The organism is Agromyces ramosus (assembly GCF_004216665.1).
In the GTDB taxonomy this organism is placed as follows: Bacteria; Actinomycetota; Actinomycetes; order Actinomycetales; family Microbacteriaceae; genus Agromyces; species Agromyces ramosus.
This window is the reverse complement of sequence record NZ_SGWY01000001.1, coordinates 1,025,898-1,051,832: the sequence shown is the minus strand read 5'-3', so window position 1 is coordinate 1,051,832 and position 25,935 is coordinate 1,025,898. Positions and strand designations below refer to the sequence as shown.

Here is a 25,935-nt window from a genome sequence, read left to right as displayed (position 1 = left end):
CGCCGGGCAATCCTCAGCGGCCGCCCGGCCCTTCGGCCTCGGCGCCACCGGTGGCCGGCCGGTACACGTCGAGCACTTCCGGCGCGATGCGGACGGTCGTGCGGTAGCCGGGCGCGGGATACGCCGCCGCGGCCTCCGCGGGCGCCGCGATCGCGACCTCGCCGTCGTGCGCGAATCCCGGCGGCTGACCCTGTCGGGGTCGCACGACGACGTCGAGCGATTCGGCCGTGAAGGACTCGATGCGCCGGGGGAGCAGCCGCAGGGCGCGCAACACCGCGCTCGTGCGTCTCCCGAAGGCGAGCGATGCGACCGCACGTGCGCGGGACTCCGCATGCAGGATCCGCACGTCGAGCACGCCCCCGTCGAGCCGCCGCCGCTGCAGGGGCGCTGCGGTGCCCGGGTCGTTGCGGCCGACGCCGACGAAGAGGGTCCACACGCGGGCCCGCCGCCCGTTCACGACGACGGTGACCGGCTCCGAACGGCGCAGCACCCGACTCGCCGCGACGATCGCGGCGAGCCACTTGCCCCAGCGCTCCTCGAGCTGCTCGCGCACGGCGACGAAGTCGGGGTAGATGCCCACCGACGCGGCGTTCAGCACGGTGATCGGGTCGTCGTCCCCGAACGCGAGCTCCGCGACATCCGCCCGCACGCCCTCGCCCCGCTGCAGGGCGTCGATGGCCAGGTCGACGGATGCCGCGCCGGCCGTGCGGGCGAAGTGGTTGAACGTCCCGCCGGGCACGACCAGCAGCGGGAGCCCCGCGGCGACGGCCTCGTGGGCGACGGCGGCGACGGAGCCGTCGCCGCCGCAGGCCCCCAGGATCCGCGGCCGGTCGCGGCGCGCGAGCGCGGCGCGCACCGCCTCGCGGGGCGACTCGTCCTCCTCGAGCACGTGCACCTCCGCGGCCGGCAGGCGCTCGGCGATCACGGGAAGCGGATCGGCCCGCACGACGCTCGTACCCGAGGCGCGGTTGACGACGATGAACAGCCCGGCGCCGTCGGACGAGGCAGGGAGTCGGCGGTCCACCCCGGTCGGCTTCGGCGCCTCAGGCGTTCCCGGCCTCGGCGGCACGACGAGTGCGCCGACGCCGGCGACCGCGGCGCCGAGGGCGAGGCCGCCGACCACGTCGGAGAGCCAGTGCGCCCCGGTGTGCATCCGCGAGTAGCCGACGCCGAGGGCGACGGGCGCGATCGCCGCGCCGATCCGCGGCTGCTCGAGCGCGACGCCCGTGGCGAAGGCCGCCGCGCTCGCCGAATGTCCCGACGGGAACGACGGCGTGGTCGGATGCTTCGCCAGGCGTCGCCCGATGGGAACGTCGGCGAGCAGCGGTCGATCGCCGCCGAAGACCTGCTTGGCGATGAGGTTGGTGAGGGCGCTCGCCCCGAGCAGTGAGAGCAGGCCCCGCACGGAGGCGCGGCGTCGGCGTGTCACGGCGAGCACGCCGGCGAGCGTCCACCACAGCACGCCGTTGTCCGCGAACCCCGTGAGCCGCGACCAGAAGGCGTCGACGTGCGGGTGGGTATGGCGCCGGTTCACGGCGCGGCCCGCCGCGGCATCCGCTCGTCGGACCCACTTCGGGAGGATCCGGGTGCGCCGGACCGCGACGCGAACGCTCGTGAAGACCACGCGGCCAGCGTAGGGGCGCGGCGCCGCCCGTGTCAGGCCGTTGCGCTGCGCCGCCGGAGCCGATAGGCGCGGGTCAGAGCAGGCCGAGCTCCATGGCGCGCGTGACCGCGCGGGTGCGGTCGTTCACGCCCAGCTTCTCGAATGCGTGCAGCAGGTGGGTCTTCACCGTGGCCTCGCCGATGTAGAGCGTGCGCGCGATCTCGGGATTCGAGCGGCCCTCGGCCACGAGGGCGAGCACCTCGTGCTCGCGCGGCGAGAGCGCGGGCGGCGCCACGGTGGTCGCGTCGGCGCGCACGCGCGACACGAGCTTCGCCGCGATCGACGGCGCCAGCACCGTCTCGCCGGCAGCGACGGCCCGGATGCCCGCGAGGATCTCCGCCTGCGGGGCGGCCTTCAGCAGGTAGCCGCTCGCGCCGGCCTCGATGGCCGCGAGGATGTGGTCGTCGGTCTCGTACGTGGTGAGCACGAGCACGCGCGTGCCGTGGCCGGCGGCGACGATGCTCGCGGTCGCGCTCGCCCCGTCGACGCCGGGCATGCGCAGGTCCATGAGCACGAGGTCGGGGTGCTCGGATGCCGCGAGCTTCACCGCCTCCGCGCCGTCGGCGGCCTCGCCCACCACGTCGATCCCGGGCGCCTGCTCGAGGAGGCCGACGATGCCGGCGCGCACGATCGGGTGGTCGTCGGCGACGACGATGCGGATGTGGTCGGTCACGCGGTGCCTCCCGTCGGATGCGGACGCGGATGCGGGTGCGCATGCGGAGGCGGGGCATCCGCTCGCGGCACGACGACCCGGAGTCTCGAGCCGCCCTCGGCTCCGGGACCGAATTCGAACGAGCCGCCGACGAGGGCGGCGCGGTCGCGGATGCCGGCGAGGCCGAACCCGTGCTCGCCCGGCACGACGTCGCCGGGGCCGATGCCGTCGTCGGCGACCGTGAGCACGACCTGGTCGCCCGCCGCCGTCACCGAGACTGTCGCGGACCGTGCCTTCGCGTGCTTTCGCACGTTCGCGAGCGCCTCCTGGGCCGAGCGGAGGAGCACGACCTCGAGCTCGCGGTCGAGCCCCGTTGCATCCGCGGTCACCGTGACCGCCACCCCGGTCTCGCGCTCGAACGACGTCGCGAGCCGCCGCAGCGCCTCGGCGAGCCCGGCGTCGGCCTCGACCGGCGTGAGCGAGGCGACCAGCCCGCGCGCCTCCGTGAGCGCCTCGCGTCCCATCTGCTCCATGAGCTCGATATCGCTGCGCGCGGATGCCGCGGCCTCGCCGTCGACCCCGGCGAGCCGGTTGCCCGCCCGCTGCGCCACCATCACGAGGCCCGTGAGGCTCTGCGCGATCGTGTCGTGGATCTCGCGGGCGAGGCGCCCCCGCTCGTCGGTCACCCCCGCCTCGCGGTGCATCGCCGCGAGCTGGCCCTGCGCGGCCTGCAGCTCGTCGAGGAGCCTGGCCCGTTCCTCGCCGTAGCGCGCGATCCGCGTGATCCACAGGCCGAGGGCGATGCTGAAGCCGACCGACAGCACCGCGACGCCGAACCCGGTGAGGGTCCCGGCCGGCCCGAACCGGACCCCGTAACCGATCACGATGGCCACCGCGAGGGCGATGTTCGCGATGAGGGCGCTCCTGACGTTCGGTGCGGTCGTCCACACGAACGGGAAGAGGAACGCCTGCAGGATGGCGAACGCCGGCTCGAACGCGGTGCCCACCGCGAGGACGGCCGCGAACAGGAACGCGATCACGAGGTGGTGCCGCATCGGCGCACCGTCGATGAATCGGCGGGCGTAGGCGAAGTAGACGATGAGGAAGGCGCCCGCCGCGGCCCAGGCGCCGACCTCGTTGACCCCGTAGGGCGGCTCGGTGAGGGTGAGCACGACGAGGACGCTCGCGACGACGATCGCCGCGAGGTCCCACCATCGCACGCTCAGCATGAGGTCACCTTCTCACGACGGCCCCGGCCGCCGGTATGCCCCGTCAGGCGTCGCGCCGGATCCACCGGAAGGTCAGCCGGCTCACGACGAGCCCGATCACGAGCCAGGCGACCAGGGCGATCGCGACCCACCCGAGGTCCCATTCGCCGTGCTGCTCGAGCACCTTGAAGTCGTCGGGCAGGAAGACCGCGCGCATGCCCTGCGCCATCCACTTCAGGGGGAACAGGCTAGCGATGTTCTGCATCCACTCGGGCAGCTGCGAGAACTGCAGGTACACCCCCGAGATGAACTGCAGCACCAGCACGATGGGGATCACGACGGCCGTGGCGCTCTTGCCGCTGCGGGGCACCGCCGAGAGGGCGATGCCGCAGAGCGCGGAGGTGGCCACGCCGAGCACGAACACCCAGGCGAAGGTGAGCCACGCCTCGCTCGTCGTCGGAAGCGCGATCCCGAGGATCGTTCCGGCGACGAGCAGCAGCAGGGCCGCCTGCAGCACCGCCGTGACGAAGACCTGGCCGATCTTGCCCAGGAAGTACGACACCGGCGAGAGCGGCGTGCCGCCGAGCCGCTTCAGCGTGCCGTCGCCCTTCTCGGTCGCGATGTCGACGGCGAGGTTCTGCACGCCCGAGAGCAGCATGCCGGCGGCGAGCATGCCGGGGAGGTAGTAGGCGCCGACGGACACGCCCTCCATGCCCGGTCCGGGCACGATGTCGCCCGAGGCGCTGAACGCCGCGGTGAAGATGCCGAGCATGATGAGCGGGAAGAGGAACGTGAAGAAGACGGCATCCGGCGACCGGAAGTAGCCCTTCGTCTCGAAGCCGATGCGCGAGACGCCGACCCGGAGCATGCCCGGGCGGTTCCCGCCGTCGGCGCCGCCGCGGCGCGTGCCGCGGGTGCCGATGGCGTGCGCCGGCGCATCCGCACGGCGGGCGTCGGCTGTCGTGGTGGTGGGCGTGGTCGTCGTGTCGCTCATGCGAGCGCCTCCTCGTCGTCGTGCGCCTCGGCCCCGGCCGAGTGCACCAGTTGCAGGTAGATGTCCTCGAGGCTCGGGCGGATCACCTCGAGCGCGTCGGGCTCTCCGCCGTGCCGGGCCACGACGGAGGCCACGAACTCGGCGGGCCGCTCGGTGCGTGCCTCGTGTGGCGTGCCGTCGGACTCCCGCCACCGCACGATGGGCACGCGGGCCGATGCGCCGCCGAGCTCGTCGACGAGGCCGACGTCCAGGAGTCGTCCGCCGAGGATGATCCCCGCGCGGTCGCCGAGCTGGGCGGCCTCGTCGAGGTAGTGCGTGGTGAGCAGGATCGTCGTGCCCTCGGCCTTCAGGCCGCGGATGAGCTTCCAGAATTCGCGGCGGGCCTCGGGGTCGAACCCGGTGGTGGGCTCGTCGAGGAAGAGCAGCTCGGGGCGGCCGATGATGCCGAGGGCCACGTCGACCCGTCGGCGCTGGCCTCCCGAGAGCTTCGACACCCGGGTGCGAGCCTTCGCGACGAGGCCGACCGCGGCGATCACCTCGTCGACGTCGCGCGGATCGGGGTAGAACCCCGCGAGGTGGGTCAGCTGCTCGCGCACCGTGTAGACGCCCGACTCGGTCGCCGACTGCAGCACGATGCCGAGCCGCGCCTTCCAGTCGAGGTCGCCGTGGGCGGGATCGATGCCGAGCACGCTCACCTCGCCCGCGCTCCGCAGGCGGTAGCCCTCGAGGATCTCGACGGTCGTCGACTTGCCGGCCCCGTTCGGGCCGAGCAGGGCGAAGGTCTCGCCGCGGGCGATGTCGAGGTCGATGCCGTCGACGGCGACGACGTCGCCGTACGCCTTGCGCAGCCCGCGGATCCGCACCGCGGCATCCGTGTCGGCGGGAAGCCCGGCGGAGGTGGTGCCCGAGTCGGGCGCTGTCGTGTCCATGCTGCCGAGCCTGCCGGTTCGCGACGACTGGCGGCAGCCCCCGTGCGGTCGATTCCGACCTCCACCGATCGGTGGATGCCGGTGGCGGCCGCGCGCCCCTCAGCCTCCGTCGAGCGCGGCGAGCCGGCGCTCGAGGAACCGCCGCTCCGGCCCGGTCGGCGCCAGCCGGATCGCGTCCCGGTAGCGGGCGGCGGCGTCCGCCGGGCGACCGGTCCGCCGCAGCAGGTCGGCCTGGGCCGCCGCCAGCAGGTGGTGATCGCCGAGGCGAGCGGATGCCTCGAGCCGGTCGAGCTCCGCGAGCGCGAGCTCCGTGTCGCCGGCCAGGCCGTGCGCGACCGCGCGATTGAGCTCGACGACCGGCGATGGGGAGGCGGCGAGCAGCGCGTCGTACCAGCCGACGATCCGCGCCCAGTCGGTGTCGTCGGCGGTGCGTGCCCGTGCGTGAACGCCCTGGATCTCGGCCTGCACGCGGTAGACGCCGATCGTGCCGGGTTCGCTCGAGGGGCTCGCCAGCAGGGCCAGCCCCTCGGCGACCTCGGCGTGGTTCCATCGCGAGCGGTCCTGCTCGTCGAGCGGCACGAGCTCGCCGTCGGCGTCGACCCGCGCGGCCGAGCGCGCGTGCTGCAGCAGCAGGAGCGCCAGCAGGGCCCGGGCCTCGTCGGCGTCGGGCAGCAGCTCCACGACGAGCCGCGCGAGCCGGATGGCCTCCTCCTGCAGGTCGAGGCGCAGCAGGCGATCGCCCGACGAGGCGAGGTAGCCCTCGTTGTGCACGAGCATGAGCACGGCGAGCACGCCGCCGAGCCGCTCGGGCAGCTCGTCGCCCGCCGGCACCCGGTAGGGGATCGCCGCGTGCCGGATCTTGCGCTTGGCGCGCACGAGCCGCTGCGCCATCGTCGACTCCGGCACCAGGAAGGCGCGCGCGATCTCGCCGGTGTCGAGGCCGCCCACCGTGCGCAGGGTGAGCGCCACCCGGGATTCGATCGGAAGGGCCGGGTGCGCGCAGGTGAACACGAGTCGCAGCCGGTCGTCCCACTCGGGCTCGGCGGCCGCCAGCTCACCGGGGTCGTCGGACGCGCCACCGCCCGACAGCTCGTCCATCACCATCCACTCCCTGACCTTGCCGGTCTCGACGCCTCGGCGCCGCAGCACGTCGAGCGCTCGGTTCTTCGCCACCGTCGTGAGCCATGCCCCGGGCGTGCGCGGCACGCCCTCGGACTCCCATCGGAGCGCCGCCCGCTCGAACGCGTCGGCCGTCGCGTCCTCCGCCACGTCCCAGTCGCCGGTGGCGCGGATGAGGGTCGCGACGATGCGCGTCCACTCCTCGCGGTAGGCGAGGGCGACCGCGGCGGCGGCATCCGCGGCCGCATCCGCTGCGGCGCCCGCGTCGGGGTCGGTCATCCGGTGCGGTCCGGGTTCGAGCGTCCCACCGAGGGCTCGGTGCGCCGGCCGCGGTCGGCGGCCTCGCGCTCCTCGCGGGCCGTCGGATCCTCCGCGACGTCGAGCGGCCAGATCGGCCGCAGCTCGATGCGTCCGAACCGCGCCATCGGATGCCGCCGTGCGATCTCGATCGCCTCGTCGAGGTCGCGGCAGTCGAGCACGCCGAACCCGGCGATCCACTCCTTCGACTCGGTGAAGGGCCCGTCGGTCACGAGGAGCTCGCCACCGCGCACGCGCACCAGCGTCGCATCCTGCACCGGCCGGAGCCGCTCACCGAAGACGTGCACGCCTCGCGCGTCGACGTCGGCGGCCCAGTCGGCGATGTCGTCCTCCTCGGCCACGAACGGTTCGGCCTCGGGATCGGTCGCCACGAACATCATGTATCGCATCAGGGTGTCTCCTCGGATCGCTGTTCCACACGGTATGCAGGCACGACGAACAGGGGAAGGGCGTTTCGACAGCTCGCGGGCGATTCCCGCGAAACCGCATCGGCCGGTTCCGGGCGGATGCCGCACCCCGCCGGGTAACCGGCGATGCCGGAACCGGTCGGCTGGCTCAGTGCGGCAGCACGAGCGAGACGCCGAGGGCGATCATCACGACGGCGATCCCGCCGTCCAGCACCCGCCACGCCTTCGGGCTCGCGAGCACGCCGCCGAGGAGCCTCGCGCCGTAGGCGAGGCCGAAGAACCAGATGATGCTGGCGGCGCCGGCGCCGGCCGCGAAGGCCCAGCGTCCGTCGCCGTGCGTGTTCGCGACCGAGCCGAGCAGGAACACGGTGTCGAGGTACACGTGCGGATTGAGCCACGTCAGCGCGAGGCACGTGAGCACCGCCGCGAGCAGCGTGGTGCTGCGGGCCGCGCGGGTCGCGGTCGCGATCCCGCTTCCGGATACCCCGCGGCCTGCGGATGCCGCACCGCCTCCGGATGCCGCGAGTGTCCCCGTCGAGGCATCGGCCCGCCCGGGCGCACCAGCCGCCGCCTCGGCCGCGACGAGGGCCTCGCCGCTCGGCCGGAGCGCGCGTCGGGCGGCCAGCAGGCCGTACCCGACGAGGAACGCCGCGCCCGCCCACCGGATGACCTCGACGAGCCACGGCACCGCCTGGAGCACCGCGCCGATGCCCGAGACGCCGACGAGGATGAGCGCGAGGTCGCTGAGCGCGCAGATGGCCGCGACCGCGAGGACGTGCTCGCGCCGGATGCCCTGTCGCAGCACGAACAGGTTCTGCGCCCCGATGGCGATGATGAGCGAGAAGCCGAGGCCGAGGCCGGCGAGCAGGGACGGGAGTGACACGGCTTCGACGCTAGGCCCGGTCGGCGCCGACAATCCAGCTCAAGATTCTTCAGCAGCATTAGTATCGCTTCAGATGGACATCCCGCTCGACCTCGCCCGCACGCTCGCCGTCGTCATCGACGAGGGCACGTTCGATGCGGCGGCGCGGCGGCTGCGCATCACGCCGTCGGCGGTCTCGCAACGCGTGAAGAGCCTCGAGCAGCGGCTCGGGCGCGTGCTCGTCGTGCGGTCGAAGCCGGCGCAGGCGACCGAGGCGGGTGCCGCCGTCGTGCGGCTCGCACGCCAGCTCGCCCTGCTCGAGCACGACGCGCTCGCCGCCTTCGGCGTCGACGCGGCGCCCGATCGTCCGGTCTCGGTCGCGATCGCCGTGAACGCCGACTCGCTCGGCACCTGGTTCCTGCCCGCGCTCGCGCGCGTCGCCCCGCGGCATCCGGTCGTCTTCGACCTGCACCGCGACGACCAGGACTTCACGGCGGGCCTGCTCGAGTCGGGCACGGTGACGAGCGCCGTCACGTCGCAGGCGAGACCGGTCGCCGGATGCCTCGTGCGCCCGCTCGGCGTCATGCGGTACACGGCCGTGGCCACGCGGGCGTTCGCGGCGCACTGGTCGCTCGCGCTCGCCGGCGACCGGCCCGAAGCCCGGAGCACGGATGTCACGGCGGCGACGCCGACGCATCCGCTCGCCCGTGCCCCGGTGGTCGACTTCGATCGCCGCGACGACCTGCAGCGCGACCACCTCGCCGCGTCCGGGGTCGACCCCGACGCCCCGCCCCGGCACTACGTACCCGCGTCGAACGACTTCGCGGTGGCCATCAAGCTCGGGCTCGGCTGGGGCATGCTGCCGGCGTTCCAGTCGGATGCGGAGCTCGGGCGAGGCGACCTCGTGCGACTCGACGGCGCCCCGATCGACGTTCCGCTGTACTGGCAGCAGTGGAACCTGCGCTCACCGCTGCTCGACGTGATCGCCGACGCGGTCATCGCAGAGGCCCGCGAGGCACTGCGCACCTGAAGGGCCCGGTCGGGTCGGCCGATCGGCCGGGGATGTCGAACACGCGCGCCGCCGTTCGTCGCACTGGCATAACGTGTGCGCGAGAGGAGCATTCGATGGAGATCATGATGTTCGTGGTGGCCGACCCCGGGATCGACGGTAGCGACGTCGACCAGGATGCGGTGGCCGAGTGGGACCGGGTGATGGCCGAGCGCGGCGTGCTGAAACGCGCCATGCGACTGCGCCCCGTCGATGAGGCGAAGACCGTGCGCGTGCGGGGCGGCGAGGTCATCGTCACCGACGGGCCGTTCACCGAGTCCAAGGAGTGGATCGCCGGCTACTGCCTGCTCGAGGTGGCCGACCTCGCCGAGGCGGAGGCGATCGCACGGGACGACCAGCTGGCTCGGTTCGGCGCGCTCGAGCTCCGACCGGTCTGGCCGCTCGGGATCGGGGCCTGACATGGAGTTCATGCTGTTCATCGCCACGGACCCCGAGGCGCGGCCCGGCGCGGAACCCGGCGGGCTCACGATCGACGAGTGGGTGGCGGAGGTGGCGGCTCGTGGCGCGTCGATCGCGGGGGATCGCCTCCGGCCGCCCGAGGACGCGAGGACGGTCCGCGTGCGTGGCGGCGACGCGATCGTCACCGACGGGCCGTTCACCGAGTCGAAGGAGTGGATCGCGGGCTACGACGTGATCGAGTGCGCCGACCTCGACGAGGCGATCGGGATCGCGTCGCGGCATCCGATGGCCCGGGCCGGACGCATCGAGGTGCGCCGTGCCTGGCCGCTCGGCGCAGCCGACGAGTAGGCGCGCGCTCGAATGGACGCGCGCGCTCGAATGGACGCACGACGCGTCTAGCGCCTCGCTCCGCGCCCTGCAACCCCCTGCCGCTCCGGCTTCGTCGGGCGTTCACTGGAACCAGAGCGCGGCAGACCGCCACGCCCAGGAAGGAGTTCGACGATGGGTGTCGACGACCGCATTGAGAACACTGCCGAAGACCTCAAGGGCAAGACCAAGGAGGCCGCAGGCAAGGTCACGGACAACGAGCGACTCGAGGCCGAGGGCAAGATGGACCAGGCCAAGGCGGACATGAAGAACACCGCCGAGGACGTGAAGGACGCCTTCCGCGACGACCGCTGACGGCTCCGGCACGACCGAAGTCGTACTGACGCCCGCGCCACGCATTCGTTCGTGGCGCGGGCGTCGCCGTGTCGGCCGTCGGCGCAGCAGCGCACGGGCGTTGCCGCGAGCCGCGGCATCCGTCGCCCGGCGTCAGCCGAACAGGCGCTGCAGGCGCTGGATGCCCTCGAGCAGGGGGCCGTCGCCGAGCGCGTAGCTCAGGCGCAGGTAGCCGCTGGGGCCGAACGCCTCGCCCGGCACGGCGGCGACCTCGGCCTGCTCGAGCATGAGGTCGGCGAGCTCGAGGGACGTGGCGGGGGTGGCGCCGCCCCACTCGCGGCCGAGCAGGCCGGAGACGTCGGGGTAGACGTAGAACGCGCCCTGCGGCACCGGCACCGTGACGCCCTCGATCTTGGAGAGCTCGGCCACGATCGTGCGGCGGCGGCGGTCGAAGGCGCGGCGCATCTCCTCGACGGCGTCCTGCGGGCCCGTGAGGGCGGCGATCGCGGCGCGCTGCGAGATGTTCGACACGTTCGACGAGAGATGCGACTGCAGGTTCGCCGCGCCCCTGATGACGTCGTTCGGGCCGACCATCCAGCCGAGCCGCCATCCCGTCATCGCGTACGTCTTCGCGACGCCGTTGACGAGGATGGCCTGGTTCGCGAGCTCGGGCACGGCCTCGACGATCGACACCGCACGCGGGGGCACGCCGTCCTCGTCGTCGGCGTAGGTGAGGTTCTGGTAGATCTCGTCGGACACGACCCAGATGCCGTGCTCGAGCGCCCATTCCCCGATGGCCTTCACCTGCTCGGGCGCGTAGACGGCGCCCGTGGGGTTCGAGGGCGAGACGAAGAGGAGCACCTTGGTGCGGTCGGTGCGCGCCGCCTCGAGCTGCTCGATCGTGACGAGGTAGCCCTGGTCGGCACCCGCGAAGACATCGACCTGGCGACCGCCGGCGAGCTTGATGGCCTCGGGGTAGGTGGTCCAGTACGGCGTCGGCACGAGCACCTCGTCGCCCTCGTCGAGCAGCACCTGGAACGCCTGGTACACGGCCTGCTTGCCGCCGTTGGTGACGACGACCTGGCCGGCGCCGACCTCGAGGCCGGAGTCGCGCAGGGTCTTCGCGGCGACCGCCTCGCGCAGCTCGGGCAGGCCGGCCGCGGGCGTGTAGCGGTAGTTCCTCGGGTCGCGGGTGGCCGCGAGCGCGGCCTCGACGATGTACTCGGGCGTGGCGAAGTCGGGCTCGCCGGCCGCGTACGAGATGACCGGGCGGCCCTCGGCCTGGAGGGCCTTCGCCTTCGCATCGACCTTCAGGGTCGCTGACTCGGCGATGGCGGCGATTCGGGCGGACAGGCGCGGCTTCTCGGTCACCCTCACAGCCTAGGGCGAGCGGATGCCGCGTGGCACGGCCTCCACGCGACGAGCGGACGGATGCCGCAGCATCCGCCCGCTCGTCGGGACGATGGTCCCGCGTCAGCCCTCGGCGGTGACCGTGTCGATCGTCACGGCGACATCGGGGTGGTCGCTGAACACGCCGTCCATGCCGGCGTCGACGAACACCTGCAGCTCGCCGGCCAGGTCGCCGGGCGCGTTCGGGTCGCTCGACGAGCGGAACTCGACCGGCAGGAACTGGTTCTCGAGCCGGAACGTCCAGCCGTGCACCGTGAGCCCCGCCGCGTGGGCGTCGGCGATCACCGGCCTCGGCGCGCCCAGGGTGCCGGCCGGGGTGCGCGGGATCATGACCGACTTCTCGAGCCCGACACCCTCGGCGTAGGTCGCGATCTGGGCGAGGCCGGCAGGCGTCACGAGGTCGGCGTAGGTGCGCGGGTCGCCGGCTGCGGTGAAGTCGTACGGACGACCCGACGAGCTCACGAGCTGGGCGAGCGTGACGTCGGTCAGGGAGTCGAGCTCGCGCAGGTTGCCGACCTCGAAGCTCTGCACGATCACCGGCGCGTCGGCGCGGTCGACGCCGTTCGCCTGCAGGGCGGCGACGAGCGGCTCCTCGAGCGAGAGTCCGATCGAGTCGAAGTACGTCGGGTGCTTCGTCTCGGGGTAGACGCCGACCTGTCGCCCGTCGCAGCTCACCGAGTGCCGGGCGAGGTCGATGACCTCGTCGAGCGTCGGCACCTGGTAGAGCCCGTCGAAGGCCGTGTTCGACGGGCGGGTGATCGGCAGCCGCTCCTTCGCGCGCAGCGTCCGGAGCTCGGCGAGCGTGAAGTCCTCCGCGAACCAGCCGGTGACGCTCACGCCGTCGATCACCTTGGTCGCCTTCCGCGGCGCGAACTCGGCGCGGGCGGAGACATCCGTCGTGCCGCTGATCTCGTTCTCGTGGCGGGCGACGAGCACGCCGTCCTTCGTCGAGACGACGTCGGGCTCGATGTAGTCGGCGCACTGCACGATGGCGGTCTCGTACGACGCGAGCGTGTGCTCGGGGCGGTGGCCGCTGGCGCCCCGGTGGCCGACCAGGGTCACGTCGGACGGCTCGATCTTCACCTTGTCGAGGTCGACGACGGCGAACTCGGTGTCGTCGGGCGTGCCCGGGATGCGTGCGTCGTTGCCCGGGAAGTTGTTGTCGTTGCCGATGAGCAGGTTCCCGTCCTTCAGCTGCAGCACGGTCTCGAAGGACTGCACGGGGAGGGAGAACACGGCCCCGGTGCCGTAGCCGTCGCCCGCACCGATGCCGTCGGGGTTCGCGATGCGCAGCGCGTCGAGCACGAGGGTCTTCTCGAGGTACCCCTGCGCGTCGGCGCGCCGCAGGTCGACCTCGTAGACGCGCTTCGTCACCGACTGCGCGCCCTCGAAGTCGTCGCGCTCGATGAGGAGCAGCACGTCGTTGCGCACGGTGAAGGCGTCGCCGATGACGTTCGCCTCCTGGTCGGCCTGGTAGCTCCACGTGCGACCGGTGTACTCCCCGCGGCGGGTGTCGAACTCGTGGATCTCGCGGCGCCGCAGGTCGGCGTCGTCGGCGTAGGAGCCCTCGATCACCGGGTAGAGGTAGCGGCCGTCCACGGATGCCGCGAGCGCCTCGAACCCGCGGCTGGCGCGTACGCGCGGCGTCTCGCCCGCCTGGAGGTAGGGGTTCTGCGGCGACTTGGCGCCCGTGAGCGAGAACGGCTTCTCGAGCAGCGTGCCCTCGGCGTCGAAGTGGAGGAGGAACGGGCCGAACTCCTCGCCGACCCAGAACGTGCCGTCCTTCGCGCGCACGACCGACTCGATGTCGAAGTCGGCACCGGTGAGCAGGCGGTCGGGCGTGCCCTCGTTCGCGACGGGGAAGTCGAGCACGTCGTTGCGGTCGTTGTACGAGATGAAGCGCTCGACGACGATCGAGCCGTCGCCACCGTCGGCGGTCTGCCAGGCCGGGCGCACCAGGTAGTTGCGCAGCAGGAAGTCGGCGGAGTTCGACTTCGTGCCGAACCCGTTGTCGGGCTGGGCCCAGAACGTGCCGTCGCCGTTGTCGATCGCGGCCGAGAAGCCGGGGATCACCTGGCCGGCCCATGGGCCCGTGCGACCGTTGGCCGGCGAGGCGAGCGCACCCGATGCCGGGCCGGGCTCCAGGTGATCGGCGGACAGCGTCGCGCGGGCGACGAGGGTCGGCTCGAACGCCTGGACGAAGGGCGACTGCGAGGTGCCCTCCGACGCGCCGTTTCCGGCGGCCATGGCCGGTGCGGGGACGAGGATGGCGGCCGTGGCGGCCGCCGTTGCGGTCAGTGCGAGGAGGCGCGGCAGGGCGCTGCGTGTTCGGTTTCGGCTCATGGCGCGAGCCAATCGGCGGCATCCGACCTCGAGGTGGCCGGGAGGCGACGTCACCGCGGCCGCTCGGTGAACGCACAGGTGGGGCACAGAGTGGGACATCTGTCCCACTCTTGCTACGCTGCTCCACGTGATGGCGCGAACCCGACGGGGTGTACTCGCCGGCGTCGCGCTCACGGTGCTCGTGGCGCTGGGCGCCGGCGTCGCCGTCGTGCTCGGCGACGAGCTCGGCATCCGGAGCGAGCCCGCCGACATCCCGGCCGAGACGCTCGTCGCCGCGCCCGAGACGCCCACCATCGCACCGCCGGCATTCACGGAGGTGGTCGCGCCGACGTCCGCACGCATGGACCTCGCCGTCTCCGAGCTGCGGGACGCGGTCGCCGACGCCGCCGCGACCGACGGCACGGCCGCCATCGAGGTCGTCGCCGGCGACGGTCCCGATGACGACGAGTCCTACCGGGTGGAGGGCTCGCCCGACGCGCTGCGCATCGTCGCGGCATCCGAAGCCGGCGCCGTGCTCGGCGTGTACGATCTCGCGGCCGCCGCCCGCGACGGTCGCGCCGTCGACGAGCACCTCGGCGAGACGGTGGACTCCCGGCTCGGGTTCCGCATGGTCGACCTCGGTGCCGTCGGCGTCGCGGTGGACGAGACCGCCTGGACGGCCGGCGACGACTACTCGCACAACTCCAAGGCCTTCGCCGACGTCATCCTCGCCGACGCCCCCTACGTGGACGAGGCGGCGCTCGAGGTCGCGCGCGCCGACTTCGAGGTGTACGTGCGCCACGCGCTCGCCGAGGGCTACAACGCCATCGCCATTCCGGGATTCATCGAGTACCTCACGTTCTCGGGCGTCGGCGACGGCGACGACGTGTACGGCCCCGACGACGCGCACGTCGCCCGGGCCATCGCGATGCAGGACGCGTTCGGGCCGATGTGGCAGTACGCGCACGACGTCGGCCTCGATGTCTACTTCCGCACCGACATGCTCGCGCTGACGACGCCGCTCGAGGAGTACCTGGTCGAGCGCTTCGGCTCCCTCGGCACCGAGGACCCCGCCTTCTGGGACGTCTACGCCGCCGGTCTCGACGAGCTGTACGCGTCGATGCCGTACGTCGACGGGGTGCTCGTCCGCATCGGCGAGGCCGGACGCGTGTACGACCTCCCCGGCTGGGACTACTACTCCGATCTCGCCGTCACGAGCGTGGACTCGGTGCGCGCGATGCTCACCGCGTTCACCGCCCAGGCGGAGCGCGTCGACCGCGAGGTGATCTTCCGCACCTGGAGCGTCGGCGTCGGCGCCGTCGGCGACATGCACACGAACGACGCGTCGTACGAGGCCGTGCTCGACGGGATCGACTCCGATGCGCTCATCGTCTCGACGAAGTACACCCTCGGCGACTTCTACAGTCACCTCCCGCTCAACCACACCCTCGAGATCGGCGACGAGCGCCGCATCGTGGAGTTCCAGAGCCGGCGCGAGTTCGAGAACTTCGGGGCGTTCCCGAACGACCTCGGCGTGCTCTACCGCGAGGCGCTGCAACGCTTCATCGCCGCGAACCCCCACGTCGAGGGCATCTGGACCTGGACGCAGGACGGCGGGCCGTGGCGCGCCGGCCCGCTCTCGCTCGAGCTGAAGGCGGGCTTCTGGCAGCTCTACGAGCTCAACACCGAGCTCGCCGTGCGGCTCGCCCGCGACCCCGACGCCGACCCCGCCGCGATCACCGCCGACTGGGCGCGCCGCTGGTTCTCCGACGACCCCGCGACGGTGCGGGCGATCTCCGAGGCGATGTCGAGGTCGCGCGCCGCGATCACCGACGGTCTCTACATCGGCCCGTTCGCCGATCGGCGGGTGTTCGCCATCGGGCTCGAGCCGCCGCCGATGATGTGGATCTTCGAGTGGGACATCGTCACCGGCGACAGCGCCGTGCTCGACGTGATCTACGAGATCAGCCGCGATGAGCTCGACGAGGCGATCGCCGGCGGCGACCGGGCGATCGCGGCGGTCGAGCGCATGCGCGCGGCGATCGAGGCGACGGATGCCGCGAGCTGGCGCGATCCGGCGCTCCGCACGGCGTTCCTCGACACCCTCGACTACCAGGCGTCCACGTACGCGATGCTCGGCGACGACCGCGAGATGTTCCTCCGCCAGGCCGAGTGGCACGACACCGGCGACCCCGCCGCGCACGAGCGGTGGGATGCCGCGCGGCGCGCGTTCGAGGCATCCGCCGCGGCGCACGTGGCCGCGTACGCCGGCGACCCGTCCTATCCCGCCTACAACCTCACCGCCGCCGAGCTCGGCGTCGCGCGCGCGGAGCGGGACCTGCCGATGGCCTGGGCCGCGCGGATCCTGCTCGTGCTGCTCGCGGCGTGGGTCGCCTACGGGATCGCGTCCGGAGCCGCCCGAGCCGGATGGCCGGGCGCCGGCGCCGCGCGTGCGCTCTGGGTGGCGGCCACCCGGCCGTGGCGCGCCGCCGACGTGACCGAGGGACTCGGCCGCGCCGATCGGGTGCTGCTCGTCGCGGTACCCGCCGTGGCGCTCGTCGCCAGCCGCAGCATCCAGACCTGGTTCCTCGCGCCGTCGCACCTGCTCGTGACGCTCGGGGCGTGGCTGGTCTTCGTGCTCGTGCTGCTCCTCGCGCTCGGGCGGCGGTCGGCGTGGCCCGTGCTCGCCGCGGTCGGCGGGGCCGCCATCCTGAGGGTCGTGCTGCTCCTCGTCGTGCTCTCCCCGACGGGACCCGGCGGGTACTGGTTCCACTTCTGGACGGACCCGCTCGCTCGGTCCGCGTACGTCACCATCGCCTTCGCCGCGTTCGGCTGGGTGCTCGTGGCGGGCGCCTGGGCGCTGGCCGCCCGGCTCGGCGTGCTCCGCGCGGTCGGCGCCGTCGTCGCCGCGATCGGAGCGGTCCTGGCGGTCTTCGGCGGCCTCATCGGCCTCATCGGCCTCGAGTCGGCGCTCACGGCGTGGAACGACGAGATGGCGCTCCTGCCGTGGGGCCTCTCGCGGATCCTCGGCATCAGCGTGTACCTCGACATCCCCGCCGACGCCGCGTGGTGGGCCGCGATCGCGGGGGTGGTGCTCATCCTGGTCGGCCTGCTCGTCGTCGCCCTCGGTGGGCTGCGCGGCCGGGCGCGCGGGAGCGCCTCGCCCGCCTGAGTCCGACGTATCGCGACTGCGTCAGAGGTTCTGCCCGATGTCCCAGAGCCGGTCGGGGCGGCCGTCGATCGCCTCGGAGACCGCCAGGGCCTGGTCGTCGGAGAGCGAGGCGACGTAGTCGACGACGCCACGGCCGACCCCGAGCCGCAGGACGTCGCCCGCGTCGGGGATCGGCACCCCATCGGGCTTGGCAGCCCGGACCCTCGCGTAGCCGTCGGCGGCGAGCTCGACGAGCTCCTTGAGGCGTTGCGGCACCCGCTCGCGGTCGAGGTCGTCGGTGACCCAGGCGGTGAGGCCCTTCACCGCGCGGGTCAGCACTCGGCTCAGCCCGCGCTGGTACATCACGACGTCGGACCGGTCGAGGATGAAGTGGCGATGGACGAACTTCAGCACCTCCACCTCGTGCCAGGCGAGCCGGTCGAGGGTGACCGTGCCGGTGCGCGCCTCGTCGGGTGGGGCGGGGACCACCGACGTCTGCAGGTGGCTGATCCAGCCGTTCGTGAACGACGAGAGCGCGCGCTCCGAGGCGATCGAACCGTCGAACGGGATCGCGAGGAGTCCGTCGACGAGGTCGTCGGCGACCACGTCGACGGCCTCGGCGAACGCGTCGTCGTCGGCCACCCATGCGTCGCTGCGATGCAGCTTGCGCCGCAGCGCCTCGAGGGCCGAGCCCGGGGGAGCGGAGCGGAGCACCAGGTCGTCGTCGTCGACGCCGCGGAGCTCGCCCGACCCCTCGACCCAGCCCCGGAACTCCCGCGCCACCGCGCCCTGGCTCAGCAGGCCCGCGCGGTAGAAGTCGTCGACGTCGTGGATCGAGTACGCGATGTCGTCGGCGATGTCCATGATCGAGCACTCGAGCGACTGCACCAGCGGCGGGAGTCCCCGGCGTGCCTCCGCGAGGTCGGCGGCGTCGAGGTCGTAGGCCGAGAACTTCGCGACCTCCACGCCGCCGTCGACGCGCCGCATCCCGCGGGGCAGGGGGCCGCTGCCCAGGGCGGCGGCATCGACGAACCGGGTCCACGGGTACTTCGCGACCGCCGCCCGGACGGCGGCCGTGAGGTTGAGCCCGTGCGGGGCGTCGCCGGTCACATCGAGCGTGGCGATGATCCGGTAGGTCTGCGCATTGCCCTCGAAGCCGTCGGCGAGTCCGAGCGTCTCGCGGGCGAGCCGGTCGAGGACCCGTTCGCCGACATGGCCGAACGGGGGGTGCCCGAGGTCGTGCGCGCTCGCGGCGGCCTGCACGACGACGGCGTCGCAGCCGTGCTCGACGGCGAGCGCGTACGCGGGGGATGCGGCATCCGTCAGTCCGACCGCGATCGCCCGCGCGACCGCGGTCACCTTGATCGAGTGGGTGAGTCGGTTGTGGATCAGCGGGCCCGCGCCCGGCTGCGCGATCACCTGGGTCACCGCGGACAGGCGGGAGAAGTACGGGGAGAACCGGATCCGCTCGAGGTCGAGCCGGAACTGCGAGTGCTCGCCGGTGACCTCAACGCTGCTGCGCGGCTCGACGACGCGGCGCGCCGCCCGCTCTGGCACCATCCGGACCCCGTTCGTCGAGCCGCCGGCGACGGAGGCCGCGCCGGGACTGCTTCCAATCTAGGCCGACGCCGCGCGCACACGTGAACCGCGGCATCCGCTCGTCGGAACGGATGCCGCGGCCGGTGCAGCTCGTCAGCGCGCGCTGGTCTTCAGCTCGCGGCCGTGCACCGTGAGCGCGTAGATGATGAGGACGTCGAGCGTGAGCACGATCAGCGACCACCAGGGCGCCGTGGCGATCGTGAACAGCTGCCCGACCGCGTTGATGCCCACGAGGATCACCGCCACGACGCGGGCCCACGTGGCCCCCGAGAAGAGCGCGCCGGCCACGAGGATCAACGCGATGCCGGTGATCAGGTGCCACCATCCCCACCCGGTGACGTCGAAGACGATCAGCCCGCCCTCGACCTTGGCGAAGTACGCGCTCCCGGGTGCGAGCAGCGCGGTCAAGCCGTGCAATGCACTGAACACGCCGGCGATGAGCAGGACGATGCCGGCGAACCAGCCCCATCCGACCCAGCCGGTCACCTCGTTGTCGGCCATGGGACCACACCCCTTCGATCGGATGAAGCGCCGGGCGGGCGCGTCGGCGCGGTGCTGCTGGGCCTCACGGTAGGACGACTGCGGTTGCCGCGGCATCATGCCGATCGCGTGAAACCGCGACCAGCACGACGCCGTCGGACGTGTCGGTCAGGACCGTGCGACCTTCAGCTCGCGGCCGTGCACGGTGAGCGCGTAGATCACGAGGACGTCGAGCGTGAGCACGATCAGCGACCACCACGGCTGCACGGGAAGCAGGAAGAGCTGGCTCACGCCGTTGATCGCGGCGAGGACGATCGCGGTCACGCGGGCCCATCCGGCGCCCGTGAACAGGGCGAGTCCCACGAGGATCAGCGCTGCGCCGATGATGACGTGCCACCAGCCCCAGCCCTGGACGTCGAGCAGCACGAGTCCGCCCTCGCCGAGGATGAAGTACGAGCTGCTCGGAAGGAACACCGCGATGAAGCCGTAGATCGCGTCGATCACGCCGGCGATGATCAGGATGATGCCGGCGAACCAGCCCCATCCGACCCAGCCGGTCACCTGCGTGTCACTCATGGGTACCACTCCTTGCCTCCGCGTGATGCGCGCGGCGCTCGCCGGCGCGTTGGTGCTGCCGTCACGCTACGACCCCGGCGGATGCCCCGGCATCACGCGGATCGCGTGAAACGCGGTCGCTCCCGTCGGGCGCCGGCACGCCGCATCCGCTCGGTTTTGCTCTGCCTCTGGCGTCGCATACACTTGGTGAGGTTGTTGAGTCAGCCAAGCTTTTCTGCGCCTCATTTCCGGCTGAATCCCAGAAGCACGTAGTGAGCTTGTGCTGTCGAGACACCTGTGGAAGGCTCCCCGGCGGAGTGCCCATAGGGCGGTGGCTCAATTGGTAGAGCAGCGGTCTCCAAAACCGCAGGTTGCAGGTTCGAGTCCTGTCCGCCCTGCGAGCCGGCAGTGAATGCCGGCCCACGAAAGGTGTACGAGGTGGCACGCAAGATCATCGACGAACCCAGCGAGGATGTCGTCGCCAACGCGAAGCGCGACCGCGCAGCGCGTCGGAACCCCTTCGCGAGGATCGCCCTGTTCATCCGGCAGGTGATCGCCGAACTGAAGAAGGTCGTCACCCCGACGCGCAAGGAGCTGGTCAGCTTCACGGTCGTGGTGCTCGTGTTCGTCATCATCATGATGGCGCTCGTGTGGGGCCTCGACCAGATCTTCGGCTGGCTCGTGCTGTACGTCTTCGGAACGCCGGGGGCCTGATCGGGCCGCTCGGCCCGAACAACCGGCCGCCCGAGGGCGGAACGAGGAAAAGGAATCACAAAGTGTCGAAGACTGAGCGCGACGACGTCGACTGGGCCACGGCCGCCGAGCAGGCCGCCGATGACGACGAGGCCCAGGAGGGCAACTCGCTCGAGCACGACGAGCTGTCCGTCGAACCGGCCGAGCACCGTGCGGTGCACATCGTCGACGACGAGGGCAACGACATCGACCTCGATGCCGTGCTGGACGCGATGGCCGAGGCCGCCGATCCCGAGGCCGACGCCGTGATCGACGACGCCCTCGACATCGACTCCGAGGACGAGGTGCTCGCCGCCGCAGAGGCGACGCAGGAGGAGGCCGAGGACGTCGTCGACCCGTACGAGGAGTTCCGCGCCGAGCTGCGCTTCCTCCCGGGCAAGTGGTACGTCATCCACTCCTACGCGGGCTTCGAGCGTCGCGTGAAGGCGAACATCGAGCAGCGGCGCGAGTCGATGGCCATGGCCGACTACATCTTCCAGGTCGAGGTGCCGATGGAAGACGTCGTCGAGATCAAGAACGGCCAGCGCAAGATGGTCACCCGCGTGCGAATCCCCGGTTACGTGCTGGTGCGCATGGACCTCAACGAGGAGAGCTGGTCGGTCATCCGCCACACTCCCGGCGTCACGGGCTTCGTGGGCAACGCCCACAATCCCACCCCCCTCCGCTTCGAGGAGGCCTTCGGCATGCTGAAGAGCCTCGTCGAGATCAAGGACGTCGCGCCCGTCAAGGGTGCGAAGGCCGGTGCGGCCGCGGGTGCGGCCCGCGCCATCCCCGCCGAGGTCGACTTCGAGATCGGCGAGACCATCACGATCAAGGACGGCTCGTTCGCGGGCCTGCCCGGCACGATCAGCGAGATCAAGCCCGAGAGCGGCAAGCTCACGGTGCTCGTCTCGCTGTTCGAGCGCGAGACCCCGGTCGAGCTCAGCTTCGACCAGGTCACCAAGCTCTAGCCCTCCCAGCACGCACGCAGCGACCCTCCGGTATACTCGGGGGGTTGTGCTGCGTCAGACAGTGCTGATTCGACACATCGACCACCGCGACCCGGATCCGCCGGGCCCCGCGGGAGAGTGCCCCGCAGCGGGGCGTTCGATCAGAAAGAGAGAAATCATGGCACCGAAGAAGAAGGTCACTGGTCTGATCAAGCTTCAGATCAAGGCCGGCGCCGCGAACCCGGCCCCGCCCATCGGCCCGGCCCTGGGTCAGCACGGCGTGAACATCATGGAGTTCTGCAAGGCGTACAACGCGCAGACCGAGTCGCAGCGTGGCAACGTCATCCCCGTCGAGATCACGGTCTACGAAGACCGCTCGTTCACCTTCATCCTGAAGACCCCACCGGCCGCCGAGCTGATCAAGAAGGCCGCCGGCGTCGCCAAGGGCTCGGGCGTCCCGCACACCACCAAGGTCGGCAAGCTGACCCAGGCGCAGGTGCGCGAGATCGCCGAGGCGAAGATGGTCGACCTCAACGCGAACGACCTCGACGCCGCATCGAAGATCATCGCGGGCACCGCTCGCTCGATGGGCATCACGGTCGAATAGTCGCCGCGGGTCGACGAGCGCCGTCGCGCGTCTCACGGCCCGAACGGATGCCGCGGCATCCGACACCGCAGAACTCTCATTTCGTGGCAGCGCCCGCCAGGCGCAGATGACCACACTCTCTCAAGGAGAAGCAACATGGCACAGAAGTCCAAGGCCTACCGGGCCGCGGCCGAGAAGATCGAGGCCGGCAAGTACTACACCCCCACCGACGCGGTCGCCCTCGCGAAGCAGACCGGCTCGGCGAAGTTCGACTCCACGGTCGAGGTCGCGCTGAAGCTCGGCGTCGACCCCCGCAAGGCCGACCAGATGGTGCGCGGCACCGTCATCCTCCCGCACGGCACCGGCAAGACCGCCCGCGTCATCGTGTTCGCGACCGGCCCCGCGGCCGAGGCCGCGATCGCGGCGGGCGCCGACGAGGTCGGCGGCGCCGAGCTCATCGAGAAGGTCGCCGGCGGCTACACGTCGTTCGACGCCGCCGTCGCCACGCCCGAGCTCATGGGCCAGGTCGGACGCCTCGGCAAGGTGCTCGGTCCGCGCGGCCTCATGCCCAACCCGAAGACCGGCACCGTGACCCCGAACCCCGCCAAGGCGGTCGAGGAGATCAAGGGCGGCAAGATCGAGTTCCGCGTCGACAAGCACGCCAACGTGCACTTCGTCGTCGGCAAGGCCTCGTTCTCGCAGGAGCAGCTCAACGACAACCTGAAGACCGCCCTCGAAGAGGTCGTGCGTCTCAAGCCGTCGAGCGCCAAGGGCCGCTACATCCAGAAGGGCGCCGTGTCGACCACGTTCGGCCCCGGCATCCCGCTGGACGTCAACGCCATCTGAGCCACCCGAGTCGCCGACTCATGCGAGTCGCGACCCATGCGAAGGGCCCGCCGGTTCGCCGGCGGGCCCGTCGTCGTCGTTCGGACATCGCCCCGCTCGCACCTCGCGGTGTCGGTGGGTCGGCATAGCCTGACGACATGAGCGAACGAACGAATGTCGTCATCGCCTCGATCGGCACACTCGGAGTGGCCGTGCTCGCCGCGATGTGGATGGCCTCGATCGGCGCGTGGGGCCCCGCCGTGTACGCCCTCGTGCTCGCGGCGGTCGTCGTGTGGCTGCTCGTGTCCGCCGAACGACGCCGCGGTCGCGAGCGCACCGGTGAGGAATCACCGCACCACGGCTACGAGGTCTACTAGTTCTGAGCGCTCCGCTCCGCGCGCGAGTGCGAAGGGCCCGCCGGTTCGCCGGCGGGCCCTTCGTCGTTCCTCCTCCGTGTGCGGGTGACCGCGAATCAGTGCGTGATCGCGTCGTGGTGGGCACGCATGCTCGGCCGGATGGCGAGCGCGGCGACGATCACGACGACCGCCCCGCAGATCCACGACATCCACGCCGGGCCGAAGGTCATGGCGTCGGCGTATCCGCCGACCCACGGCGAGATGATCAGCAACAGGCCGAGGGCGCCCTGGACGTACTCCATGGCCACCATGCCGGGGAATGCGAGGTTCACGAGCCCCGAGATGATGAGCAGCACGCCGAGCGTGGCCATGATCGCCACCGACGCTCCCATCGCGGGCATGAACATCGTGGAGAGGGCTACGACGAGACCGGCGGCGATGGCCACCCAGTCCTCCCATCGCGTCCATTTCTTCATAGAAACCAACCTCCTTGCCGTCGGTGGCTCCCATTCGGGGGTCACCTCAACGGTACGACCGTTCGAGCGGCCGGGCAATCGTCTCGTCGTCGCTCAGAACGCGATCCGGAAGCCCCGCTCGCCGCCGGGCTCGACCTCCGAGACCTCGGTGGTGCGCACGACGGCGCCAGGCGGTCCTTCGGCGAGCCAGTCGAGCATCGCCTGCACGGATGCCTCGTCGCCCTCGACCTCCGCCTCCACCGCGCCGTCGGGGCGGTTGCGCACCCACCCGGCGACGCCGAGCCGCTCCGCCTCCAGCCGCGCGGTGTAGCGGTAGCCCACGCCCTGGACCCCGCCGTGCACGATCACCCGCCTGCGGATCACCCTTCCAGCGTAGGGGCTGGAGGCCGGTCGGCGAGGAGTGGCCGGGTGCCGTCGCCCGGGCGGACCTTGCGGATGCCGTCGGATCGGCGGTAGCGTTCCCGCACGATGACGGCGCCGGCACCGGCTCCGAGCGGGGCGCGACCGGCGGGGGAGCGACATGACCTCGTCCAGCGCACTCGACGCCGGCCGCGCGGCAGCGGCTGAACGTCGCTGGTCTGACGCGCACGAGCTCCTCGCCCGGGTCGACGCGACGGATGGGCTTGCGGCATCCGACCTCGAGGTGCTCGCGACGGTCGCGCTCCTCCGTGGGGAGCCGGCGGCCTCGGTGGACGCACTGTCGCGGGCGTACGAGGGCCATCTCGCGGGCGAGGACACGGCGGGTGCCGCGCGCTCGGCGGGCTGGCTCGCCCTCGATCTCATCGAACTCGGGGACTTCACGCGAAGCGTCGTGTGGGCGAAGCGCGCGATGCGGGTCGCGGACGCGATGGCGGAGCCGGGTGCGATGGCCGGGTTCGTGCGGTTGGCGCCGGCGGTCGCGCAGCTCGGCAGCGGGAATCCGGAAGAGGCGAGGCAGGAGTTCGAGGCGGTGCTCACGATCGCGGAGCAACACGACGACCGCGAACTCGCTGCCGTCACGAGGCTCGGCCTCGGCAAGACGCTGATCGAGACCGGTGCCTCCGCGGAGGGGTTCCGATGCTTCGATCGTGCCATGACCGCTGTCGCGGCCGGCGACGTCGCGCCGGTGTCGGCCGGCGTCATCTCCTGCGCCCTGATCTCCGACGCGATCATGGCGTTCGACCTGGAACGCGCCGGCGAGTGGACCAGCGTGCTCGATCGATGGTGCCGCGATCAACCCGAGCTGATCACGTTCAGCGGGCAGCGTCACGCGCTGCAGGCAGCGCTGCTCCTGATCCGGGGCGCCTGGGCGGAGGCATCGACAGCTGTGGAGCTCGCGCTGTCGCGCTTCCGCGCGGGCGACTACCGGGCCGTCTACGGCGCGCCTTACCAGCTCGCCGAGCTCGGACGGCTGCGGGGCGCCTTCCATTCCGCCGAGGAGTCCTACCGGAGAGCCGGCGAATCGGGATGGGAGCCGCAGCCGGGACTCGCGTTGCTCCAGCTCGCCCTCGGGAGGACGCACCGCGCACAGGACGAGATCCGACGCAGCGCAGCGGGCGCCGACCCGTTCACGCGCCGGTTCCTGCTGCCCGCCGTGGTCGAGATCGAGGTCGCCGCGGGCGACGTCGATGCAGCCCGCCGTGCTGTCGACGAGCTCCGGGCGGCGGGCCGGTCGACGCCCACCCCGATGCTGGCCGCGACCGTCGCCGCTGCGGAGGCGCGCATGCAGCTCGCTGCGGGCGACCCGTCGGCGGCGCTCGGCGCGGCGCACGACGCGACTCGCGCGTGGCAGTCGATCGGCGCCCCGTACGAACGCGCGCGATGCATGGTGACGGCCGGGCGCGCCCTGCTCGACCTCGGCGATCGCGACGCCGCACACGCCGAGTTCCGGGGCGCGCGCGACGTGTTCGCCGCGCTCGGCGCCGATCCCGCCCTCGCGGAGCTCGCCGACCTGATGGGGGATCGCCGCGCGGGCGTGCTCACGGCGCGCGAGCTCGAGGTGCTTCGGCTCGTCTCGACCGGGCTCACCAATCGTGCGATCGGCGCGCGGCTCTCGCTCAGCGAGAAGACCGTCGCACGTCACCTCAGCAACATCTTCGGCAAGCTCGGGCTCTCGACACGAGCGGCCGCGACCGCCTACGCCTACGAGAACGGGCTCGTCTGAGCGGGGTCGTCGGACCGCACGAGACAACGCACTACACAGCACTACACAGAATGACCCATGCGAACGGCAG

The 25,935-nt window shown here is 72.1% G+C and carries 26 protein-coding genes and 1 tRNA gene; 12 read left to right on the top strand and 15 right to left on the bottom strand.

Annotated elements, in window-relative coordinates; genetic code table 11:
* Positions 1-13: 13 nt before the first annotated feature.
* The 8 genes from EV187_RS04930 to EV187_RS04895 form a co-directional block, all read right to left on the bottom strand.
* A complete protein-coding gene (locus tag EV187_RS04930; RefSeq protein ID WP_242609436.1) occupies positions 14-1,624 on the bottom strand; it encodes a bifunctional phosphatase PAP2/diacylglycerol kinase family protein in 1,611 nt (536 codons plus the stop codon).
* Positions 1,625-1,697: 73 nt separating this feature from the next.
* Positions 1,698-2,336, bottom strand: coding sequence for a response regulator (locus EV187_RS04925; protein ID WP_130351855.1), 639 nt, complete (start codon positions 2,334-2,336; stop codon positions 1,698-1,700).
* A complete protein-coding gene (locus EV187_RS04920; RefSeq protein WP_130351854.1) occupies positions 2,333-3,544 on the bottom strand; it encodes a sensor histidine kinase in 1,212 nt (403 codons plus the stop codon). Before EV187_RS04920 ends, EV187_RS04925 begins: the two co-directional genes overlap by 4 nt.
* 43 nt (positions 3,545-3,587) lie before the next feature.
* On the bottom strand, positions 3,588-4,391 hold the full coding sequence (locus EV187_RS04915; protein WP_242609475.1) for an ABC transporter permease: 804 nt from the start codon (positions 4,389-4,391) through the stop codon (positions 3,588-3,590).
* 122 nt (positions 4,392-4,513) lie between these two features.
* A complete protein-coding gene (locus EV187_RS04910) occupies positions 4,514-5,446 on the bottom strand; it encodes an ABC transporter ATP-binding protein (protein WP_130351852.1) in 933 nt (310 codons plus the stop codon).
* A 99-nt stretch (positions 5,447-5,545) separates the two neighbouring features.
* The gene (locus tag EV187_RS04905; protein WP_130351851.1) at positions 5,546-6,844 is read right to left on the bottom strand and encodes an RNA polymerase sigma factor; all 1,299 of its coding nucleotides are present in this window, start codon (positions 6,842-6,844) and stop codon (positions 5,546-5,548) included.
* Positions 6,841-7,272 (bottom strand): YciI family protein, encoded by a 432-nt coding sequence (locus EV187_RS04900; RefSeq protein WP_130351850.1) that lies wholly within the window; start codon positions 7,270-7,272, stop codon positions 6,841-6,843. The genes EV187_RS04905 and EV187_RS04900 overlap by 4 nt, the downstream gene beginning before the upstream one ends.
* A gap of 166 nt (positions 7,273-7,438) precedes the next feature.
* Positions 7,439-8,173 (bottom strand): LysE/ArgO family amino acid transporter, encoded by a 735-nt coding sequence (locus EV187_RS04895; protein ID WP_130351849.1) that lies wholly within the window; start codon positions 8,171-8,173, stop codon positions 7,439-7,441.
* A 73-nt stretch (positions 8,174-8,246) separates the two neighbouring features.
* Here EV187_RS04895 and EV187_RS04890 point away from each other — a divergent pair, with 73 nt between their 5' ends.
* The 4 genes from EV187_RS04890 to EV187_RS04875 all read left to right on the top strand — a co-directional run bounded on the left by EV187_RS04890 (position 8,247) and on the right by EV187_RS04875 (position 10,301).
* Entirely contained in the window at positions 8,247-9,182 is a 936-nt protein-coding gene (locus tag EV187_RS04890; protein ID WP_130351848.1) for a LysR family transcriptional regulator ArgP, read from the top strand.
* A 95-nt stretch (positions 9,183-9,277) separates the two neighbouring features.
* The gene (locus EV187_RS04885) at positions 9,278-9,619 is read left to right on the top strand and encodes a YciI family protein (protein WP_130351847.1); all 342 of its coding nucleotides are present in this window, start codon (positions 9,278-9,280) and stop codon (positions 9,617-9,619) included.
* A gap of 1 nt (position 9,620) precedes the next feature.
* On the top strand, positions 9,621-9,968 hold the full coding sequence (locus EV187_RS04880) for a YciI family protein (protein ID WP_130351846.1): 348 nt from the start codon (positions 9,621-9,623) through the stop codon (positions 9,966-9,968).
* A 153-nt stretch (positions 9,969-10,121) separates the two neighbouring features.
* On the top strand, positions 10,122-10,301 hold the full coding sequence (locus EV187_RS04875; protein ID WP_130351845.1) for a CsbD family protein: 180 nt from the start codon (positions 10,122-10,124) through the stop codon (positions 10,299-10,301).
* Between the two features lie 132 nt (positions 10,302-10,433).
* On the opposite strand, the gene EV187_RS04870 is transcribed toward EV187_RS04875, so the two are convergent.
* Together EV187_RS04870 and EV187_RS04865 are read right to left on the bottom strand one after the other, a co-directional pair.
* On the bottom strand, positions 10,434-11,651 hold the full coding sequence (locus EV187_RS04870) for a pyridoxal phosphate-dependent aminotransferase (protein ID WP_130351844.1): 1,218 nt from the start codon (positions 11,649-11,651) through the stop codon (positions 10,434-10,436).
* Positions 11,652-11,753: 102 nt separating this feature from the next.
* Positions 11,754-14,033 (bottom strand): esterase-like activity of phytase family protein, encoded by a 2,280-nt coding sequence (locus EV187_RS04865; protein WP_130351843.1) that lies wholly within the window; start codon positions 14,031-14,033, stop codon positions 11,754-11,756.
* Between the two features lie 130 nt (positions 14,034-14,163).
* Between EV187_RS04865 and EV187_RS04860 the strand changes: the two genes are divergently transcribed.
* Positions 14,164-17,184 carry a hypothetical protein gene (locus EV187_RS04860; RefSeq protein ID WP_130352254.1) on the top strand — a complete coding sequence of 1,007 codons (3,021 nt, stop codon included), beginning with the start codon at positions 14,164-14,166 and terminating at the stop codon, positions 17,182-17,184.
* Positions 17,185-17,205: 21 nt separating this feature from the next.
* Here the strand turns inward: EV187_RS04860 and EV187_RS04855 are convergent, their stop codons facing one another.
* From EV187_RS04855 to EV187_RS04845, 3 genes are all read right to left on the bottom strand, one after another.
* On the bottom strand, positions 17,206-18,723 hold the full coding sequence (locus tag EV187_RS04855) for a deoxyguanosinetriphosphate triphosphohydrolase family protein (RefSeq protein WP_130351842.1): 1,518 nt from the start codon (positions 18,721-18,723) through the stop codon (positions 17,206-17,208).
* 132 nt (positions 18,724-18,855) lie between these two features.
* On the bottom strand, positions 18,856-19,263 hold the full coding sequence (locus EV187_RS04850) for a DUF7144 family membrane protein (RefSeq protein WP_130351841.1): 408 nt from the start codon (positions 19,261-19,263) through the stop codon (positions 18,856-18,858).
* Between the two features lie 147 nt (positions 19,264-19,410).
* Positions 19,411-19,818 (bottom strand): DUF7144 family membrane protein, encoded by a 408-nt coding sequence (locus tag EV187_RS04845; protein WP_130351840.1) that lies wholly within the window; start codon positions 19,816-19,818, stop codon positions 19,411-19,413.
* 304 nt (positions 19,819-20,122) lie between these two features.
* Between EV187_RS04845 and EV187_RS04840 the strand changes: the two genes are divergently transcribed.
* From EV187_RS04840 to EV187_RS04815, 6 genes are all read left to right on the top strand, one after another.
* Positions 20,123-20,195: transfer RNA gene (locus tag EV187_RS04840), tRNA-Trp, on the top strand.
* Positions 20,196-20,235: 40 nt separating this feature from the next.
* On the top strand, positions 20,236-20,511 hold the full coding sequence (secE, locus tag EV187_RS04835) for a preprotein translocase subunit SecE (RefSeq protein ID WP_130351839.1): 276 nt from the start codon (positions 20,236-20,238) through the stop codon (positions 20,509-20,511).
* A 62-nt stretch (positions 20,512-20,573) separates the two neighbouring features.
* The gene (gene nusG, locus EV187_RS04830) at positions 20,574-21,500 is read left to right on the top strand and encodes a transcription termination/antitermination protein NusG (protein ID WP_130351838.1); all 927 of its coding nucleotides are present in this window, start codon (positions 20,574-20,576) and stop codon (positions 21,498-21,500) included.
* Positions 21,501-21,657: 157 nt separating this feature from the next.
* Entirely contained in the window at positions 21,658-22,086 is a 429-nt protein-coding gene (gene rplK / locus EV187_RS04825; RefSeq protein WP_055863240.1) for a 50S ribosomal protein L11, read from the top strand.
* 135 nt (positions 22,087-22,221) lie between these two features.
* Entirely contained in the window at positions 22,222-22,911 is a 690-nt protein-coding gene (gene rplA, locus EV187_RS04820) for a 50S ribosomal protein L1 (protein WP_130351837.1), read from the top strand.
* Positions 22,912-23,048: 137 nt separating this feature from the next.
* Positions 23,049-23,267, top strand: coding sequence for a hypothetical protein (locus EV187_RS04815; RefSeq protein WP_130351836.1), 219 nt, complete (start codon positions 23,049-23,051; stop codon positions 23,265-23,267).
* 95 nt (positions 23,268-23,362) lie between these two features.
* On the opposite strand, the gene EV187_RS04810 is transcribed toward EV187_RS04815, so the two are convergent.
* Together EV187_RS04810 and EV187_RS18665 are read right to left on the bottom strand one after the other, a co-directional pair.
* Positions 23,363-23,722, bottom strand: a complete 360-nt coding sequence (locus EV187_RS04810; protein WP_130351835.1) for an SPW repeat domain-containing protein — start codon at positions 23,720-23,722, stop codon at positions 23,363-23,365.
* Between the two features lie 93 nt (positions 23,723-23,815).
* Complete coding sequence (locus EV187_RS18665) at positions 23,816-24,085, bottom strand: acylphosphatase (RefSeq protein ID WP_242609435.1); 270 nt, start codon at positions 24,083-24,085, stop codon at positions 23,816-23,818.
* Between the two features lie 157 nt (positions 24,086-24,242).
* Between EV187_RS18665 and EV187_RS04800 the strand changes: the two genes are divergently transcribed.
* Positions 24,243-25,865, top strand: coding sequence for a helix-turn-helix domain-containing protein (locus tag EV187_RS04800; protein WP_130351833.1), 1,623 nt, complete (start codon positions 24,243-24,245; stop codon positions 25,863-25,865).
* Positions 25,866-25,935 lie beyond the last annotated feature (70 nt).